The 19,253-nt window shown below is 41.6% G+C and carries 17 protein-coding genes and 1 tRNA gene; 6 read left to right on the forward strand and 12 right to left on the reverse strand.

The genetic code is table 11. From position 1 onward, the window contains the following. The first annotated feature begins 219 nt into the window (after positions 1 to 219). Positions 220 to 867, forward strand: coding sequence for a site-specific integrase (locus IEW74_RS15820; protein ID WP_188666928.1), 648 nt, complete (start codon positions 220 to 222; stop codon positions 865 to 867). A gap of 5 nt (positions 868 to 872) precedes the next feature. On the opposite strand, the gene IEW74_RS15825 is transcribed toward IEW74_RS15820, so the two are convergent. From IEW74_RS15825 to IEW74_RS15835, 3 genes are all read right to left on the reverse strand, one after another. Then, complete coding sequence (locus IEW74_RS15825) at positions 873 to 3,362, reverse strand: tetratricopeptide repeat protein (RefSeq protein ID WP_188666929.1); 2,490 nt, start codon at positions 3,360 to 3,362, stop codon at positions 873 to 875. Next, positions 3,362 to 4,225 carry a hypothetical protein gene (locus IEW74_RS15830; RefSeq protein ID WP_188666930.1) on the reverse strand — a complete coding sequence of 288 codons (864 nt, stop codon included), beginning with the start codon at positions 4,223 to 4,225 and terminating at the stop codon, positions 3,362 to 3,364. The genes IEW74_RS15825 and IEW74_RS15830 overlap by 1 nt, the downstream gene beginning before the upstream one ends. Before the next feature lie 110 nt (positions 4,226 to 4,335). Continuing rightward, positions 4,336 to 6,159: a hypothetical protein gene (locus IEW74_RS15835; RefSeq protein ID WP_188666932.1), complete on the reverse strand. Its 1,824-nt coding sequence runs from the start codon at positions 6,157 to 6,159 to the stop codon at positions 4,336 to 4,338. A 344-nt stretch (positions 6,160 to 6,503) separates the two neighbouring features. Here IEW74_RS15835 and IEW74_RS15840 point away from each other — a divergent pair, with 344 nt between their 5' ends. Then, entirely contained in the window at positions 6,504 to 6,971 is a 468-nt protein-coding gene (locus tag IEW74_RS15840; RefSeq protein ID WP_188666934.1) for a hypothetical protein, read from the forward strand. On the opposite strand, the gene IEW74_RS15845 is transcribed toward IEW74_RS15840, so the two are convergent. The 5 genes from IEW74_RS15845 to IEW74_RS15865 all read right to left on the reverse strand — a co-directional run bounded on the left by IEW74_RS15845 (position 6,951) and on the right by IEW74_RS15865 (position 11,656). Beyond that, positions 6,951 to 8,018, reverse strand: coding sequence for a replication protein RepA (locus IEW74_RS15845; protein ID WP_188666936.1), 1,068 nt, complete (start codon positions 8,016 to 8,018; stop codon positions 6,951 to 6,953). The two genes, IEW74_RS15840 and IEW74_RS15845, sit on opposite strands and share 21 nt — an antisense overlap. After that, positions 8,005 to 8,226: a helix-turn-helix transcriptional regulator gene (locus tag IEW74_RS17555; RefSeq protein WP_188666938.1), complete on the reverse strand. Its 222-nt coding sequence runs from the start codon at positions 8,224 to 8,226 to the stop codon at positions 8,005 to 8,007. Before IEW74_RS17555 ends, IEW74_RS15845 begins: the two co-directional genes overlap by 14 nt. 72 nt (positions 8,227 to 8,298) lie before the next feature. Next, positions 8,299 to 9,645 (reverse strand): hypothetical protein, encoded by a 1,347-nt coding sequence (locus IEW74_RS15855; RefSeq protein WP_188666940.1) that lies wholly within the window; start codon positions 9,643 to 9,645, stop codon positions 8,299 to 8,301. A gap of 175 nt (positions 9,646 to 9,820) precedes the next feature. Beyond that, a tRNA-Leu gene (locus IEW74_RS15860) sits at positions 9,821 to 9,907 on the reverse strand. Between the two features lie 72 nt (positions 9,908 to 9,979). After that, entirely contained in the window at positions 9,980 to 11,656 is a 1,677-nt protein-coding gene (locus IEW74_RS15865; RefSeq protein WP_188666941.1) for a hypothetical protein, read from the reverse strand. A 181-nt stretch (positions 11,657 to 11,837) separates the two neighbouring features. Here IEW74_RS15865 and IEW74_RS15870 point away from each other — a divergent pair, with 181 nt between their 5' ends. The 4 genes from IEW74_RS15870 to IEW74_RS15885 are packed head-to-tail and all read left to right on the forward strand — an operon-like array spanning position 11,838 to position 15,007. Further along, positions 11,838 to 12,641: a tetratricopeptide repeat protein gene (locus tag IEW74_RS15870; protein WP_188666942.1), complete on the forward strand. Its 804-nt coding sequence runs from the start codon at positions 11,838 to 11,840 to the stop codon at positions 12,639 to 12,641. A gap of 7 nt (positions 12,642 to 12,648) precedes the next feature. Beyond that, complete coding sequence (locus tag IEW74_RS15875; protein ID WP_188666943.1) at positions 12,649 to 13,779, forward strand: CaiB/BaiF CoA transferase family protein; 1,131 nt, start codon at positions 12,649 to 12,651, stop codon at positions 13,777 to 13,779. Further along, the gene (locus IEW74_RS15880) at positions 13,772 to 14,287 is read left to right on the forward strand and encodes a YdcF family protein (protein ID WP_188666944.1); all 516 of its coding nucleotides are present in this window, start codon (positions 13,772 to 13,774) and stop codon (positions 14,285 to 14,287) included. The genes IEW74_RS15875 and IEW74_RS15880 overlap by 8 nt, the downstream gene beginning before the upstream one ends. A 15-nt stretch (positions 14,288 to 14,302) precedes the next feature. Beyond that, the gene (locus IEW74_RS15885; RefSeq protein WP_188666945.1) at positions 14,303 to 15,007 is read left to right on the forward strand and encodes an amidohydrolase family protein; all 705 of its coding nucleotides are present in this window, start codon (positions 14,303 to 14,305) and stop codon (positions 15,005 to 15,007) included. Between the two features lie 99 nt (positions 15,008 to 15,106). Here IEW74_RS15885 and IEW74_RS15890 read toward each other — a convergent pair whose 3' ends face one another. The 4 genes from IEW74_RS15890 to IEW74_RS15905 form a co-directional block, all read right to left on the reverse strand. Continuing rightward, positions 15,107 to 15,985 carry a transglycosylase SLT domain-containing protein gene (locus tag IEW74_RS15890; protein ID WP_188666947.1) on the reverse strand — a complete coding sequence of 293 codons (879 nt, stop codon included), beginning with the start codon at positions 15,983 to 15,985 and terminating at the stop codon, positions 15,107 to 15,109. An 856-nt stretch (positions 15,986 to 16,841) separates the two neighbouring features. Continuing rightward, positions 16,842 to 17,813 (reverse strand): hypothetical protein, encoded by a 972-nt coding sequence (locus IEW74_RS15895; protein WP_188666949.1) that lies wholly within the window; start codon positions 17,811 to 17,813, stop codon positions 16,842 to 16,844. A gap of 41 nt (positions 17,814 to 17,854) precedes the next feature. Then, positions 17,855 to 18,454, reverse strand: coding sequence for a tyrosine-type recombinase/integrase (locus IEW74_RS15900; RefSeq protein WP_188666951.1), 600 nt, complete (start codon positions 18,452 to 18,454; stop codon positions 17,855 to 17,857). Between the two features lie 109 nt (positions 18,455 to 18,563). Beyond that, a complete protein-coding gene (locus IEW74_RS15905; RefSeq protein ID WP_188666953.1) occupies positions 18,564 to 18,992 on the reverse strand; it encodes a hypothetical protein in 429 nt (142 codons plus the stop codon). Positions 18,993 to 19,253: the final 261 nt, after the last annotated feature.

Raw genomic sequence — 19,253 nt, forward strand, 5'->3', positions numbered from 1 at the left:
GTCAGGTCGTAAGGGAATTGGGGCACTCATAGAAAACTCCTGTTCGTTTCCTATGTTGAATCATATTTTAAAGCTTTTGGGAATCCCCCAAGAGTCAAGACAGCTACATTTTGGTATAAGCTTCTTGATGACATCGTAAGCCGTGGCGCACCATCACAGGCAAATCATACTCAATCTTTGCTCAGCCGTATGTTCAATTTTGCTGTAGAGAGAGATATCTTGGATGCTTCCCCTTGTTATAGGGTGAAAAAACCAGCTCCTCTAAACAGAAAAGAACGTTCGCTATCCCAAGAAGAAATAAAAATGTTCTGGAGGGGATTTGTACACCCTGAGAATAAGATGGGGCCGACAATCAAATTAGCTCTTAAAGGTATTCTTTTGACAGGTCAGCGACCATCTGAAATTTGCTCAATGGAGCTTGCGGAGTTGGATGAAAAAATGGAATGGTGGACTATACCCGGAAGTAAAACCAAAAATGGTCGTCAGCATCGGGTGCCAATCAATGAGTTAATGCAGGAAGTTATCAAGCAGGCAATTGCAGCAAGACCAGATGGTGCGAAAGACAGTGATTTTGTATTTTCTAGCATTCGTAAATTTGGTGAACCTGTAACAAGAGATGGACTATCTCGAGGTTTTCGCCAAAATTTAAAGAGTTTTGATCTTTCTGAAAACCCTGCAACGCCTCATGATTTGAGGCGTACATTTACGACAGAAGGAGGGCGTATTGGTATTCCTCGTGAACATCGCAAGCGAATTCTAAATCATATCGATAATGATGTTACAGCAGTATATGATCTGTATGAATATGATAGTGAGAAGAGCTACGCTATGGAAAAATGGGGGCAACATATTCAGAGTTTAATTTAGTTAAGCTATGCTGCAATACTGGTAATGCCTAAAGCAATTACATTGCATTCTTGCTCAAAAAGCCATTCTCTATCGTGCTTAGTTCTATTGTCATTAAGTTTTAATTGAGCACCTAATTCATCTCTCAAAGGCATCATGTATTCAACACAATGTGCTTGGAGGGAATTATATACTTCTTGAGCAAGACTATTCTCGTTCAAATATCCATACACATGTAACTTTATAATATTAGTCACATCATTTTGCTCTTTTGGAAGATAGTTAATGATGTCATCTAAATCACGATTTCTCAGTTTTGCTACAATTAGAGCAGATTGAAAATAAGCTTTTTGATCTTTAAAGGGGATTTTGCTAATTGCAGATTCAAATAGCTCTACAGCGTCTTTGATTTTTTTTGATTTTAGTAAAGCCATTCCTCGAATATGTTCAGCGACCCAATCTGATTTTGTTTTAGGCTCGCCGGGCTGAATAGTTTTCAGAGCATCTGCATAGTTGCCTTGTGCAACGTATATCGCTGCTATTGAAGTGTTTTTGTAATGAGAGGCTCTTTCATCATCAATTGTTTTATATATTTCTATTGCTTTGTCAAAATAGCCCAGTTTTTTAAACGCTTCAGCTTGTCCAAATTTTGCAGAAACTACAGTTGGGTAGGAATTTACGATTTCGCTAAAGCTTTTTAGTGAAAGTTCTAGTTTTCCTGTTTCTTTATATAGGTTCGCTCGTTTCAACTGGAGGCTAACTGTGTTGTCAAACGACTTGATGCCTTCATCAAAGGCTTTTTCAGCTAAATCAAGTTTACCCATTGACCAGTAAGTGTCTGCTTTTCCCCTTATACCTGTATAGTCATAAGGGTGCTCTTCAATCATTTGAGAGTAGGTTTTTAGTGCGTGAGAGTATTTTTTCTTCAGTAGGAGACAGTCTCCGTATTCTCTCCAGGCAGAGGACTCAATTGAGAATGAGCTTTTAAATTCTTTTGCAGTTTCTAGTGCTTTATCAAGATCGCCTATTTCTTTATATGAATGAATTAAGCCAACGTACGCAATTGCAGTTGGTTCAATATTTTGAATGGCGTTCTTAAAAATCTGTATAGCTTCTTCAAATTGACCCAAATCTTTTAAGATGTGGCCTAAGGAAGTGTGTGCTTTAGATTGAGATGGATACTTTTCAATAGTGTCATTCAGCAATGAGATTGCTTTATTATGTTCTCCAAGTTCATGAAGTACCTCACCTAAACCACAGAAAGAATTCCATACATCCTGGTTATCTGCGAATTCCAGTATAGCCTTTTCGAAAGTTTCTTTAGCGTCACTAAGAAGCCCCTTATGCCTGTATATTCTTGCGAGACCATTTAAACCAAAATGTGCCGCTCCCCATTTTACAGCTTCTTCTAATGCGTTCTCAGCGTCATCATAACGCTCTAAATGTATATAAGCGTCAGCTAATTGCCCCCAACACCAACCATCTTGGTTATTAATTTGAATGGCTTTCTTTAACATTTCCAGTGAGAATGAAGGTTGAAATACATCTAAAGAGTAACTTGCGATGTTACATAATGAAATCGGAGCTAGGTCTTTATTATCATTCTGAATCTGTGCTTTTGAAAGCTCATTTGCATATCGGCGGGCTTTGTTCGTATCTTTCATACGAAGTAATCTTTTTATCTCTTCAATCTGAGAATTAACTCTTTCAAACATTTTATGATTAGAAATATTTTTAGGCTTTGATAGCTTGGTTTTCTTTTTACGCTTTTCTGATTCAGGGCGAATAACTGGTTTAGGAATGGGGTTTGATAACTCTTCTGAAAGTGGAGTTAACCATTCGCTTAAAATTTTTCTGTAATTATTAATTTTCTGAAGTTCTGGTGTTGCAAATATCCAAAATTTTGCAGAATTAAATAGTCTTGAGTCATTTTTGTTAAGGGCAGTAGAGATTTGATAGAATGCACCTCTATCAATTAGAATGCTCTCCGCTAAATCTTTGTCTTCACTATTTTTGAACAGGCTAGAGCTAAGAAAGTCCCAAGTAGTTCTGATTTTTTTGATTGCTTCTTGGCAATTATCTAGCTCAATAAGCCAAGTCAGTAATTTCTTGTGCTCAGTTGAAAGTTTTTTTGCAGCGTTAATATCCGTTAAATCGGATGATGGTGCGCTAAATAGCTGATTGGAAACGAACGTTCTAGTATGTTCATCTTCAAGAAAATCGTTCAGTATTTCTGCTGTTTCTTTTTTGATTTCGGTATCTTCTTCGGGGTCTAACAGCATTAGTATGAGTATGAGAGCTCTATCAGCTTCTACAGCATTCTTTAAATAGCACAATCCCTCTTCTTCGGAACTAACCTCAATTTGATTAATGTCGGAGGCACCTGAGAAAACATAATTTGCGTTTGCTAGAGAAGTTTCATAGCAATGGTCAGATGTATCTGCTGAAATAACTTTATAGTTATCGCCATACGCAAATGCAGCTTTGGCAGCTTGACCAGAAATTAAAGCATACATTATTTGTCCTCATATTGGATGTTTGCAGCATCCAATTTCTTTTTAATTGATTCAATTATTACTTTGTCTGCTCGGTTAGCGTTCGATGAAGAAAAAGTAATTTTATCAATTGCCCCACGATTAAAGACTCCAAAAATATGCACCTCAATAAAGTCAGGGTCCGCAACTTTAGTGATTTGATCAATTAAAATGTTAGCATGCTCAGATGGCTTTGTCTGTTTTGTAATTTTTGGGTAAAGTTTCGCTTTTGCTAATTTTTCTCTTTTCTGCCATGGAGCCCTAAATCCTAAAGGTATTGGATCTCCTATGCTGATTTTATTTTTCTTAATAAATAACAGTGTGTTGCTATCAAAAACACTAGCTCTATGACTAATCATTTCTTCTTTGAGAAGTAAACTGTGACCACCATAGTTTGTTACTCCAACTCCATCTAAAGATAGAGCTGCAAATAGAATATTCTTATGATAATGAGGGAAAACTAACGAATCGGCAGATTCCCTAATAGCGTCAAACTCGTTATCTTCGGGTATTCTTTGTTGGCCATCTACTTGATTGTAGAAAGTTGTGTATAAGACATTGTTTGAAGCTGTTAGGGCCTTTATTTCTCCTAGAGGACGACAAATAACTGCGCCAGAAGTCTTAACATCCGCTTCAAAAGCGTTCAGCTGGTTTGTGCAGTTTTGAGCTTTCGCGTATTCTTCAGCAGTATTTACCCTATTTTCTAATGCATCTAATTCAGCTTTGTCGTTGGCTGCTCTCACATTTGAGTGAGCTACTTCTCTTCCGCAGCTTGGACAGTTTTGTTTTGATAATGGTATAGGCTCTGGATTGGAGCAATGTTGGCAGTTTGAAATTGAGGGCATGGTTAGATATTAACCTCTAAATTCTTGTTGTGATCTTATACAGCAAGACATCTTGGGGTTGCTAGTGCTAATTTGGTACATTCGTGCTGGCAAAGCTTCTCAAGGATGGGTCAGTTGTATGCATCGCATAACAAATCTTCGATGTATCGGTTCCAAAGTTCATTCAAATCTGTTGCTATTTTTTCTAGTTCAATTTGATTGGTTTTTACACATTTAAGGTGCTCGAGCAGTCCTCTCAGGCAATAGTCAAGATAACTTACTGAATATTCTTTTTGATAAGAAAACTCTGAAAGGTACTTTGTAAGAGAGGAGCTCAACGGACCTTTGTCCAACCCAATTGCGCTTGTAATATAGGAGTTTTCATAGTGTTGAGGTAGGTGTTCAGTCAAAGTTTTACAGCTGTTTACAGTGTTGTAGATGAGCTTGGGAGTGATCGGAGCCTTCCTCGTATATGTTGAGAAATGATTTTGAAGGGTTGCTACGATGTTGAACAAATCTTTTGATGTGGAAATGTAGTACCCCATTTTTGGTGACTTATGAAGTTTACAACTCCACCCTATGTCTGATGGAAAACTGATATCTGTTTTCAAGTTGAGAAATGTTTTTAAGCGATCAACTAGAGGCTTTCGCGTATTTTCTTGTTTTTCAACATGCTTTAATACCTTGGGAAATAAGTGTTGAAATAGCCAAAAATGAGTTTTCTCAGCGTTCCAAGCCTTTCTTTTCGAACATTCTATTGGTTGGCCTACAATATTAGTGAGAGGTTGCCATTGCAGAATGATACATGTTGAGTGAATATCAGAATTAACCTGAGGGTACATAATTAAATGATACCCTTCGTCAAGATCATTGTTTTTTGCATTTGAAAAAACCTTAAGACATCCTGGAGCGGCATCAAAAATATAATCTGGCTCCTCACCTTTCTGAAAATCATGATCATTAATGTATTTCAGTACAGCTTGCCAAAACCATTTTTCAATTTTACAGATTGAATAGGAAAAATCGGGTTGTGTGATTTTAGGAAAAGAGAGGGCCTGCCAAGATTTGTCGATTTCCTTGGCGATTTGATAGTATTCTTTCCAAGCTTCCTTTAGGATCCAGTCTAAATCATCTACCTCTTTCTCAGACAATGTTAGAATAGTATTGGGTAGTGTCAAAATGAAGTTCTCAGAGGCAATTGAAGAAGAGATAAAGCTCGTGTCTTTTATTGATCTGGAATGATGACTTTCTTGGAGAATAGAAACCAAACGACCTCTTTCAATTGAAGTCGCTATTCCGCTTAGTCTTTGATTGTTGAATGTTAGGCACCCTGAAATACCAAATTGGTTTTTGAAATCTGCAATTACGTTCAAATGGCATGTCGTATTTTCTAGAGTAAAGCCATTGATTGATTGATGTTTTGTTTTGCTTTTAAATTCAGAGGTTAGATACTCACTTGAAGCATATGAAGGGCAAAACCGATTTGCAACATCATCACCAAAGAAAACTCCAACTATGTCTGGCGTCTTCCTTAGCAGCGAATTGATTCTTTCGAAATGCCATAATTCCGCTTCTATTCCAGCTTTGTGAAGTTTTTTCTCCTGTTCATACCAAGTGTTCAATAAGCTTTGTTTTTTTGGAATGTCTACAGTTGTACATAAAATGTATTTACTTGTGTCTTTTGCTAGTTCTTTTTCGAGAAAATCATGAGTAACCCATTTTTTTATGTCACTAATTTTTGCTGCTGCCCACTTTTTGCATTGTGCCACAGTGTATTTGCTTGAAGGGTCTCTTCGACCAATAAGGTCTATTCCATACTGTGGTTCTGGCAGTGATCCATATTCAAAGAAATCGATATTTGTATGAACTCTTAAGAGTTCATTGCACAATTTTTCGAAATCCTTAGCTCCTAAATCATGCAACGGTAGACTCTTAATTTTCGGATCAACTATCATATAGAAATTACTTTCGTTTTTTATGCACAGGTAAGTACGCATATCTATTCAAAGAGCAAAAAATGTAAGCATATTTGGTCACGCACATACGCATATGCGGTCATATCTTATGTTTGATTCACGCATATTAATACCACCATACCTATATTTAAACCTAAATATACCTATATAATTTTGGGAGCAGGTATAGCGGGAGGCTGTTGAAAGTTTTTGATGTTCTTGCTCTGATTTGACATAAGGAAAATCAGTTCTTTGCAAGGCGCACTTATAGTAAGATTGTGACGCACTACGTTTTCCAATCTTACGGCTTAGGCCTACGGCGTTTTAACCTAGGGATAAATAGGATGTCATTTGAAAGAGAAGACAACCGAGACCGACAAGCTGAATGGCGTTTAAAACAAGAAGAAAAGGGGCTTGTCCAAGTTCGCGTTTGGGTACCAAAAGATAGAGAGGCGGACATAAAAGAATATGCTTTATGTCTTCGTGATGGAGTTGATTTTACTGCCAGTACAGGTAAACAAAAGTACCAAGCTAAGAAACTAGCAAAAGAGTTGGAAGTGGGGTTACCTCCAGAACGAATACTTAATGACAAGTATAGATTGGATGTTTGGATGACTGCAATTCAGTGCTTAGAAGGGATTATTGATCTTCCTAAACATCCACACGGTAGACAAGCATCAAAGGCGCAAATTGAGAAAGCAGAAGAATTTGCGGCTCAACTAGGTGTCGAGCCGCCGCGCCATTTTTATGAAGGGCATTTAAGTTTGGGTGGATGGATCACCAGAGCAAGGTCACTCGGAGCTGGACCTTAACCGCCTTAAGAAATCATCAGATAGTTGCTCTGAAATATCTAGCTTCTCGACCCTTTTTCTGTTCTTTATGTATGCAGGTTCAGGATCGTAAGGCAAAAGGGTGATGCCTTTTTCATCTGCGATTAACTTGGCTTCTGGGAAAACAGTTCCGACAAGTTTGAGTGCTTTGACTGAACTTTTTCTAAAGTCTGCAAGGCGTTTGTAGTCTGCACTAAGTTGACGTTCGAGGACTTTCCACATCAACATATAAGGTTCTTTAAGGCCATTCCCCCGTTGTTTGAGGAAGCAGTACCAATCCATAGCAAATGCATTGTTTTTAAGAAGCATCACAGCGTTTCTATCAAGTGGCAGGCCATGTTTGAGAACACTATCGACGAATTGTTGATTAACTAGCAGGTGCTGAGGCCATGGGTTTTCTCTTCGGTTGTAATCTGCAAACTGCCATAGCTGAGTGCCATGTAATCCTAGTTCCGAGATTTCAGCATGATTGCTATCGTGAAAAATTGCTTCAACTCGCATTCTCGCAATACGGCGTAGTTGGTCTTTAAAATACTTGATTGTTCCAGTATCGCCACCAGTTACTTTACTGCCTATGCACTTCATAAATTTGCTTAGGCTTTTGGTAAGGTCAATTTCACAAGACTTTGTCCTGTAGACTTCATTGCAGATAAAATAGATTATCAATCTGGCTTTGGCCCCATATGGCAATCCTGCAAGCTTTGAATAAAAGCTTCCTTGTTTAGGTTCAAGCCCTGAACTGAAAACGACTTCAAGTTTCCCATCACTTTTTCGCCAGTTTCGTGATGATGGGGGCAGTGGACGAAGAGGTAAGTTTACTTTTGTGAAAATGGAATGAACATAAATTGGCGAGTTTGGTTCCATGCTCATATAGTTAATTGCACATTCAATCAGAATAAGCTCCTCGTCTTCCGCAAAAGCATTTAGAGCAAATTCTCCCCCTTCACCCTGTATGTATTCATGCAATGTGCTGTAAGGCTCTGAAGGGCTTTTTAATGGGAGTTCTAGCAAGCTTTTATTTTTTGTCATTAGCTTGCCCCGCAAAATCAGTATATGTCCTTTTGGGGCGATTGTTTATCCAATTGGTAACGTCTTCATATAACCAACCAATTTGATGTCCGCCAAGATCTAGAGGTGCCGGAAATTTGCCTTCGCGTAATTTTCGCCAAATTGTCGTACGAGACTTGTATCCTGTTAGACTAAGCACGTCGTTTAATCGAAGTATCATTTTATCCATATTGCTTCACCTCGGTTTCTTAATGTTGCGATGAGGTAAGGTTATGGTCTGTATTGGGCAGAAGAAATCCGTTTAGATGGGGGTGTTTCTCGGACTAGTTTTTTCAGTCCATGTGCCATCTTGTAGCTTTTTTCTAATTTTGTTATTTGTATCTTTCGAATTTTGGCAGATCTCCGTCGAATTTTTCAAACTGACCCAATGTATGCACCAGTTGAACAGATTTTCGGATTTTAATCGAACCTCAGAAATTTCAAGTTCTAAAAGATCTTTATAATTTATTGGTATTGAATAGTTTTCTGATCCTTTATTAATTTCATTATTGTCTGTTTCGGTTGCTGAAAAATAGTCAGTTACAGCATCAATCCATAGGTGAAGTGTTCCCGTAGATATTTTTTCTTTAGGGAGTCTCAAGTTATCCAAATGTTTTTTTGAACCTTTGGTACCTCCATGACGTTTATCAAAAAACGAAATATCGGTTGAAATATTTTCCAAAACCCTTTTCTGAAAATCGTTAAAATTCTTTGATGAGATATCCAATGCAGCTAGTACGGTTTTTCGTATGGCACTTTCTTCAATCCCTGTTAAATGTAGAATGAACATAGATTGCATAATTTTTGAGAAGTAATGGTCGAGAATATCTTCCTGCTTTTTTCTAAATTTTTGCGTTGGTCTTAAGATATTAGAGAGCTCTCCATTTCTTGCTTTGTTAAGAGCATCAATTAGTTCCCGCAATGATGATTGAACAGGAATAGCCTCTTTTCCCATATTGCAATCGATAAATGGTTTGAGGGCAGAAATTATAAGATGTCTTTTTTCATCAATGCTTAGGCTTTGAAACTGACGATCTTCATCATACTCAGCTAAAAATGGAATAGCCCAACCGGCAGACTTCAAAAAAATTTTGTATGCGATTATAGCGGCTTCATATGCAGCTTCTTTGATTACATCTGGATAAGCTTGTTCACCATAAAAAGAAAAGCTTTTTAATTGGCGTAATCTACAAACTAATGCTTCTATTCCCGAGTTATCAATTCCTGAAGAGAGGCCGTAACCACTACTATTTTCAAATAATTGCAGAGCGAGGGAAGTGTTGTTGCAAATAGGACTTGTTAGAAATAAATCTGGTTTGGAATTATCGTATAGATAGACACTAGGGTATAGCAATCCATAGCAGGGTAGATAAAATGCACTATCTTCAACAGGTCGAGGGAAGTGATATAACTCTTGCAATTTGTGAATAAAATCTACAGCCCAACTTTTTGAAAAGGCATGATTTTTGACGTTTACGTAGGTTTTTGATGTTTTATCAAAATATTTTATTTGCCCTTCAGAAACCGTATAGGATCTGGTTTGGTCTTGTTGAATGTATTCGAGTAATGGCCGGTATAATTCGTCAAGTGTTTGATAATCGAATCCCAAGGCGTTTTCCTGTCTGAAAGTGACTCTACATATTCAGCTTATGCCAATAATCTTTTTTTTATCAAGTTTAAGATTTGGGAAATAAAAGTAGAAATAACTAGCCCAAACACTAGCCCAATGATTTTTGGAAAAGCAAAAGGCTTAGCCTTTTGGGGGCTAAGCCTTTGAAATTACTTGGTGCGGGCGGGCGGACTTGAACCGCCAAGACCAAAAGGTCGGCAGATTTTAAGTCTGCTGTGTTTACCGATTTCACCACGCCCGCACAAAGTATGTGCGCCTTCGCGAGGAAAGCGCGCACACATTATCGCCGCCGATCCAATATGGCAAGAGTGTTTTACTCCTGAAGGCCAGCTTTTTTTAACATGGCGTGTAATTGGGTAATCACCAGCTCTTTCTTTTTCGCGGTTTGTACATCTTCGGTGAATTTTTCAACAAAGTTTGGCTGGCGTAAATGTTCCTGTACGCGTTGGCGCACCCAGTTCAATGTCCGTCCTTCAATCAACAGGCCGGACGCGCAAAACTGCAAGAGGGCTGTGGCGCGTTGAAACAAGGTGTCTTCGGGGCTGTCCATTTTGTCAATAATACGTTCTTCGTTCAAATAATCGAAGATCAGATCATCCAGCCAATTTACAAACGTCTCGTTCATTTTATTGGGTAATTTGATCGCCAGCGCAGATTTTTGCAGTCCGGTCAAAATCTTCAACTTACGTTTCAACGGCAGTTTATAATGGACAATATCATGCACATGTTCCGGTCCTTCCATAAATCCCGGTAGGAATTTACAAACAATATCGGCACAATCCTTACCAAAAGGCGATTTAGACAGCGTCAACAGAAAACGTAATTGCAGGATCGGCGCCTTAAGGTTTTCCATAATATATTCAATGGCTTCACTCGGGCTTTCCAGATTACGATCCCGATTAAAGCTGCGTGTCCCACACATAGCGAGGGCTTCTGCCATCCCTTCCCCGCCGAGGATGGAACCATTTTTCGCAATAAACAAAGGCAATAACTGTTTAAAGGCGTGCTTTTCTTCATGTATATCGCCCTTGGTTAGGGATGAGCGACTACGCAGCATTTGTTCAATCCGATTGGCCAGACGGCTGCGGCATTTCGGCATCGCCAGTTTGGCCATTAATTCGCTGACACGTTGCAAGCCGGGCGTATCCCATTTGCGAGGTTCGTAACGTGCAATGCACAGTTTGGTCAACACATCAATGGCGTTATAGCGATCCGGTTGCTGCCCCAGCATTTCCACAATTGCATTGGGAAGAGCAAAAAACTCACTGAGGATATCATCCAAGAAAAGGGCTGTATTTTCATGTAAGGCTTCGAGATCAGCTTTACCCAGCAATTCAAAGAGGACGACAAATTTCCCTTCCCACGATGGAGACATCATGGTGGACTTGCTCAGCGATAGATTGACCCGGTAGCGTATGGCCGGGTCATTTAAATCCCCTGCATTGGCGATATATTCGTTCAATCCATCATTTTGCAGATTATCAAAACCGGAGCCCCGCGCCTTTTCTTTGGCTTGATCAAAAAGATCAAATATCTTTTCGCGGCATTCCTGTTCATTCTTTTGGCCCTTGACCGCCTGAAGACTGGCCAAACGATCCACCGCGCCTGCAAAAAGCGCATCATCACAGAATTTTTCCAGCAAACGGTGGCTATGCATCAATTCGGTCGGCGTAAACGTCATCTGGTCGCAATAATCGCACAACATACGGCCAAGAGCCAACATGGATTGTGGCAAAAACAGGTCATCCACGGTTTCATAAACCGGACAATCCGCAATTTGCCCCAAGCCGGCTTTGCGTTTGATCGAATTGATATTTTCATTAAAAACGATCTTCTCTTCGCCGTCACCTTTTTTGATCACCTTGGCCTCATCGACGACCTTTTGCTTAAGCAATTGACGAGACTGTTTAACGGCAGCAGCTTCACTGTCTTTATAGGAATGCAAGCTCCATCGGTTGCCGCTTTTAACTTGAATAACGTACTGCGCCACGTTCTATTCCTAATTCGGTTTCTCTTTAACATAACCATATCAGGAGCTTCATAGACTGTCACCTCGTTGCGTAAAAGTTTTTTAGGATTTATTAGGGCTTCCCCTGTAAAATACAATTGCATCACTGGGTGCAAAATTAGGAAAATACATTATTATATGTACGGAAATTGAGGAAAATGCTGTGACGATATTCCGCCTTGCCTTAACGGTTGCCTGTTTAACGATTTTAAGCGCCTGTACAGATATTCCCTTGCCAGAGCCCTTGACAGAAACAGTGGCAGGACAATCAACCAAGGCTGAACGATTAAAAGAAATATCCGAACGCATGCGTTGGATGGCACCGGAAAAGTCATGGCACTATAACTGCTTGTTCCTAAAACCCGTTGCGCAGTTGAATGAAGATGAACAACGCCTCGCTCTTGTGAATTCCAAAATTCTATCCATTGCCCATTTCGAAGAAAAACGACTGGCCTATCGTTCCGCCGGTTCCTTATATCGTCGCGCCGCAGATCAAGGTATCGCCTACGCCAACGCAAAGCTCGGTAATATCCTGATCGCCGGTAAAGGCGTTTCACCCAATCCCATCGGCGGAACACAACTGGTTCAGCAATCCGCGCAACTCGATTGTGCCTTTGGGCAATATCGATATGGCGAATTGCTCAGTAAGGGAATAGGTGTGAAAGCCGATTTTATCGAAGCATGGGCATGGCTGGAACTGGCACATCGCCAAGGGTATCAAGACGAGCAAAAGCTACAGAAAAAAGTCGAAGGCTTCCTTGGTCCGGTCCAGTTGCAACTGGCAAATCAAAAAGCCGATACACTGCGTCACCAGTTGGATATTTTCAACAAAGGGCCTCAAAGCCAACAGTTGATCCAATGCATAACACCGCGCAACAAAAAACCGTTCATCACCCGCATGCGCGCGTGTCATGCTATGAGCGGTACCCACGTTGGCAGCCTGATTGATTACAGACAGAATAAATAGGTTAAACGTGACAAAACCATTAGATGGATTATTGGTCGTTGCCCTTGAACAGGCGGTCGCAGCCCCCTTATGTTCAGGACGGCTTGCGGACGCCGGTGCACGCGTCATCAAGATCGAACGACCCCAAGGCGATTTTGCGCGCCATTATGATTATGTGGTGCATGGGGAAAGTGCAAACTTTGTCTGGCTGAATAAAGGGAAGGAATCGCTGGTTCTGGATATTAAACAGACGGGCGATGCGGACCTATTGGAGCGCATTCTGGCAAAGGCCGATGTCTTCATCCAGAACCTCGCCCCCGGTGCCGCCCAACGCGCCGGGTTTGGCAGCGACGATTTACGCCAACGTTATCCCCGTTTAATCACCTGCGATATTACCGGATATGGCGAAGAGGCAACATTGGCAAAGATGAAAGCCTATGACCTGCTTGTTCAGGCGGAAACCGGTTTATGCAGCCTGACCGGGGGACCGGAATCCCCGGGCCGCGTTGGTGTTTCCGTCTGCGATATTGCCGCAGGTATGAATGCCTATCAAGGTATATTGGAAGCCATCATTCAACGCGGCATTACAGGAAAGGGAAGCGGGGTATCCGTCTCCCTTTTTGACGGGATGGCAGACTGGATGACCGTGCCGTTATTGTTTCAGGATTATACCGGGAATGCCCCTAAACGGGTGGGTTTGCGCCATCCCAGCATTGCCCCTTACGGTGCCTTTGAAACAAGAGACAGCAAACAAATTGTAATTTCCATTCAAAATGAACGGGAATGGGCCAGATTTGCCGATGACATATTGGGGCACCCGGAATGGGCAACGCACGGCCCCTTTTGCAGTGCTGTCTTACGCGTGGAAAACCGTACAGAACTGGACGAAATTGTCGCCGACACTTTTGCAAAATTCACAAGCGATGACATATGCGAAAAACTATTATACTCGCAGATTGCCTTTGGTCGCCTGAATGATGTAGAAGGGCTCTCCACCCACCCCGCATTACGCCGCATTCGTGTTGATAGTCCCAGCGGGCCGATTGACCTGCCCGCCCCACCCGTTAAAGTCGCTGGACAAAACCGGGAATACGGGCCGATCCCCGAGATTGGCAGTGATTCGGACCGCATCAGAGAAGAGTTTGCAAAAAATGGTTAATTCCGTCATTATCGTCCTTGGCGCGGCGTCCACCAAAGAGGCAGGGCCCAGCGCAGCCCTTTTGCGCAGAACCCGCAGTGGCTGCGAACTTGCCTTACAAAAAAACGATCATGACCTTTTGCTGTGTGGCGGTCAGACCAACAGCCACCATTTTGTGAAAGAAGCCGAAATCATGGCTAAAATTGCATTGGAACACGGACTGGACGACAAACGAATTGTACAAGAAGGTCAATCGCGCAATACATTTGAAAATGCAATTTTTGCCAAACGTATGATTAAAGAAAAAGGCTGGCAAAACATTACGGTTGTCAGTGACCGTGTGCACCTTTTGCGCGCCCGTATGGTCTTTGGCGCATTGGGTATCAAGGCGCGTTTTGTCACCGCACACGCCGACCCTAAAATCGGATCGGGCCTCTTGATTGCCGCCCTCTATGAGGTTCCCGCTTTGCTTTGGTATGCAATTCGGATATTAAGTGGACATCACAAGCCTTACTTGAATAAATCTTAAGGGACGATTGAACGTATGAACGCCTTAAAACCGTTTATTTTAACGGCATTTTTACTCGCCTGTACCGGACAGGCCGGACAGGCACAATCCTGCAAACCCATCAGTCAGTTTGAAGGATTGTTTTTTGATGCCGGGGCATTCGTGGGCGATCAAAATATGGAAAGAAACCTCGAAAACGCCCTCCTTTATCGGGTCGAAAAAGTTGTTCTTTTCCCGGCCCCCGTTACCCAGCCCGCCAATCGTCCCCGTGCCCTGGAAAAAGTGTTCCCCGATCTGGTGATACAGGGAGCCTCCCCGTGGAGCAAAGCATCGCCGGTCATTTGGCCGGAACCACTGGATATAACAATGTTCGGTTCCCTCGCCGATGAAATGGTGCGACATCCAGATCGCACTTATCTGATTTCTCACCTGTCGCGATTTGATCCGAAACGCTTATCCAAACTGTTAGAAAAAGCACCCAATCTATGGCTTGGCCTGAGTTGGGAAGATTTAAAAATTTTAAATAAGCAATGCGCGAACGGCCCATTACAGTCCCTTGTTGATCAAGCCGATGGCCGCCTTGTTTTTGCCTCCTTCGGGCGAGATCAAAATTGGCAAAATTACAAGAAAACCATCCAGTCCTTGCGGAATTATATCGCCTTGCTGAGTGAGCAAAAAGGTGAGGCAATCGCCTTTCGCAATGCCGAACATTTATACAAGGTGGCCGTCAACGCCCCTTAGAGCATGTCTCATTTAATCTAATTCAGAAGACATGCTCTAACTTATTGATTTTACGCAAATACGTCGTCGTAATCTGTTTCAGATTACTCGGGATTTGCTCTAATCCAACAACGTATGCGTTGTCGATGTCTCGTTTTGTTTCGCTTGCGCCAATAAATCCGGGTTTGCCGTTGTACGGCGCCATTTTTCCAACTGACTGGCGCGGCGTTTTGCAAAATCAAATCGATTGAGCTTTTGTTGACCCGCAGACATATTCGTCAGTGTTTTTTTGGCTTTCTGTTCCCGAATGGCGCGGCTCTTTGCCTGATTCACCGTCCCGCCCATATGTTGACGATATTGTGCCAATCGATTTGCGATCACCTGTGCCTTGCCTAAATCTTCACGTTGCTGGGCAATCCGTGTTCGAAAACTATTGTTCAACATCGCAATGCGGGTGTGATCTACGGGCATGACCCGTTTCACCTCATCCGGTTGTGTTTGGGCTTGTGCCACTTGGACACGGTCATCATGGGCTTCACGATTGGCATAATTCCAATAGGAAAGAACCTTTTCACGGTAATACATGTTTTTTGTCGGTTCAGATGAATGATAACGCCCGGCAGCCGCCGACCATGATTTTTCCTCTTTAAACAAGCGGGTCAGAAATTTCGCGGCATATTGCGCATTCTGATAAGGGTCAAAAGCCTCGTTTAAACTTTGAAACGCATCCGGGTGATAACGCAGGTTAATTTGCATACACCCTACATCAATATTCTCAACCCCCTCGCTTTGCAATTTCTGCACATGCGCAATGGCTTGGCCCTTGGTTGGGAAATATTCACCGGCCCCACCGGAGGCAACCGTCCACGGCCAGGCAATATTTACCTTGTCCTCTGCCAGCCAACGCCCGGACTCTGTCAATGAAATGGCACGTAACAGATTGGGCGTAATCTGATACCTGCGCTCTACATCACGGGTCGCATTTTTACATAAGTCCATGTTTTTATTCAACTTAACTTCTGCCTGCACAACAGAAGACCAAGCAATAAGGACAAAAACCGATAGAGAGAAAAGGCTATATTTTTTCATTTTCTTACTGACGTTAGAGACATTCATACAAAACAACAAGCAATCCTTATGCCACCCCCCCTAATGTTAGGCCTACAAACAACTTTAGCCCTGTAAAAAATTAGAAATAAATTAAAATACAGTTGATTTTAACTTTCGTATATGCTTTATACTGCTTTCAGCAATTACATTATTAACTGTTTAGATGTTAATTGCTTTCTTGGACGTTTCCTCCCAAACTTTTCAGGCTCATCTACGGATGGGCCTTTTCTTTTTGATTTCTGCCATTTTTAAATAAGTCAGAGTATAATTCATATTCCTAATGGCACAACAATATGGCACAATATATGGCACATTTTTGTGAACCAAATATATGCCATTTTTATTAATTAACATATTTTAAGTTAAGTTAATTTCGACATCAAGATATCTCTCATCCAAGTAGCTGTAGCGAAGTTCGACGCTGTGACAGATAGTAAATCCGCACTATATATTTGATGGATTGACCTATGATGAAAAGAAAAAGAATTACAGTGATACGTTCAGCAGTTAGTTTCGACGCTTCATAGATCGCTCAGACGCCGCCGCACCCCGCAACAGCTTCCATTCATTCCGACATAACTTCAAGAAAGCCGTTGATACTGAAAACGTGAAGGATATCTTCCTGTTTAAAATCATTGGGTGGGCACCGGAAAACAAATCCATGAAACACCAATACGGTAAAATCGAACCGCATGAACTGGTGCCCTATGTGGAGGCGATTTCGTATGATCTAGATTTGTCTAGTCTATATGTTTGAGGACGAAGGTGTTTCTGCCTGTGATTGCCTCAAACGGTGTTCGACAGTTGCAATATTCCCTTCGGCAATATCCCAACATATATGATGTGTGAAGTTAAATAGAAAGACTGCCTCGTCTTTAAATTCCTCCTGTTTACTGGGGTGCCATTTACCTCTAACAAATCCATTTGCGTGTTGCACTTCGCCCCTTAAATCAAAAAGGAACTCATAAAAATCTACTTCACTTGTTGCTGTATTAAGTTTCGGATACTTCCGCTTAAGCCGCTCAATCAAATTAGATGCTGTTGATTGGAAATACATTTCTCGAGTGATTTTGTTCAAGGTGTCCGATTTTTGAAACTCTTGGATTGTTGGTCGTTTTTGATGCTTTCCATTTCCAAAAAGAGTTTCAATACAGATGTAAAGGCTACGGATGCTTTCAATGTATTTTCCGTTGTGGAAGTGGACCAGCCCAATTCGAAAATGAGATAATGCAGCTACATTTGGTGATGGCTGGTTCGATGCAACAATACAGCATGCCAGAAAGTGGTTGTCTACTGGGTCACTAATCGGCTCAAGAGAGCCTGCTGATATAGAAAAACCGGACTGTAACCCCACTTTTTCATCATCGTCTGAGGGTATCCATTCTTCGGACATTTCATTGAAACAGATTTCCTCTAAGCCATAAACGCTAAGAAAACTTTCCAAATTGATAATAGTCTCTTCAATCGAATGAAATCTGATCGCATCAGGATTGGTAGTAAAAGGGAAACGCGGTATTTCCGCATTAGGGTCTTGCTCAACTTCTATTAATGTTGGCCATTTTTCTTTCGGAATGTGATCAATTCCAATTATCAAGGTTTCTACAAATTTCCCATCTTTGCCAGTTTCAAAAGTGAAAGACCAGTTCTCAAATTTTATTGCTTCTACATTTTTTACTTGGAGCATGCCACGAATTGGCAATTTGTATTGCACCTTCATATTCCGAAATTCTCTCATATAACAATGAACGTTTTGACAAACTATAACACCGATTTCACGATCCGTTCCAAAATCATCGGATTACTATCAGCATATTCTGCTGATTGGTTTACAGTCGCGTGCCCCATGAGGGTGGACAGGTTCTTCAAACCGACACCACTGTTGATTAGCCGGGTCGCAAAGGTCCGGCGACCACTATGGCTACTGGTTGTATCTGGCAGACCGGATTTGGTGAACAACTTCTTCACCAATTGCTGCATGGTATTCCCACTGAACCCTGATCCTTTCTGAGATCGGAACAAGAACGCATTTGGATTCAGGTCCGGGCCTTCGGAGATACGGCGGTAGTCAATGTAATTCAAAATTGCACGACGCACACGAAGGTTGCTCAAAAACACTTCCCGGTTTCGCTTGGTCTTGCTGTTGGCAATCTTGATCTGGAATTGTTGACGAATTTCACCATCGGCATCCATGACATCACAAATCCGCAAAGAACTGACTTCATTAACCCGTAGGCCCAGACCAAACAAACACATCAAAATAGCGGTATTTCGAGCCGCATGAGCTTCCGCGGCAGTAACCTTCATCAGTCGCTCAAACTCCGCATCCGTCAAAACTTTCGCTTTACCTTCCCGGCTCATTAACACCTCCTATAATGTTTACATTTCCAAGCACCTGTAGGTAATTCAAGATTGTGATCCGGGGTAAAAATGGAGAGCACCCCAAAACCCGCATAAATACTCACAATGTTTAGCTTTGGATATTAGTAAACTTTTTCCACCGGGTGCGTTCAAATGCGTCATCTAATGCCACCAGCACATCTTCATCCTGATCGTCTAATGCTTCAACAACGCGGTTCAAAGTTGCCTGCACATGACCCAACGTTGCACCACACCGGATACTCTCATATCCACGAATTTTGACCTTCTGGGATGAATAACGCAGGATCAGATAATATTCGCCATCATCAGCCCAATACCACTTACGCACCGGCACGGCGATTGTAGTGGGCTTACCATGATGATAACGACGTCGTTCAATCGTTAATGTTTTACCATTGAGTTCCTGTGCGACGACATTCAACTGTTGGGCCAGTGCAGCCCGGAAGACTTTGACTGGATCATTTCGTTTCACCACTGCCATTGGCTTTTGCTTGTTGCTAAAGTTCAATTCAATCATGATAAGCATCCTGCGTAATTGGATTAAATCCTATACTTTCATTATCAAAAGTCAAATTCAGGCCATTTGCATATCACGCCAAAAGCCTTGCTGATTTCAATTAAACGAGTCCATTCAATAGCTTCCATATTAAAAGGTAACCTCGTGTTGTCTAATAGCGGTCCTTTTTGTCAAGCTCCATCTTTGTCATCTTAGCCGATTTCATGGTTGTCTTCGCGGTCTGTTGGCCTTTAATTTTATGAAGGCCGCCGCATGATGGCT

This window comes from Terasakiella brassicae, assembly GCF_014641495.1.
Lineage (GTDB): Bacteria > Pseudomonadota > Alphaproteobacteria > Rhodospirillales > Terasakiellaceae > Terasakiella > Terasakiella brassicae.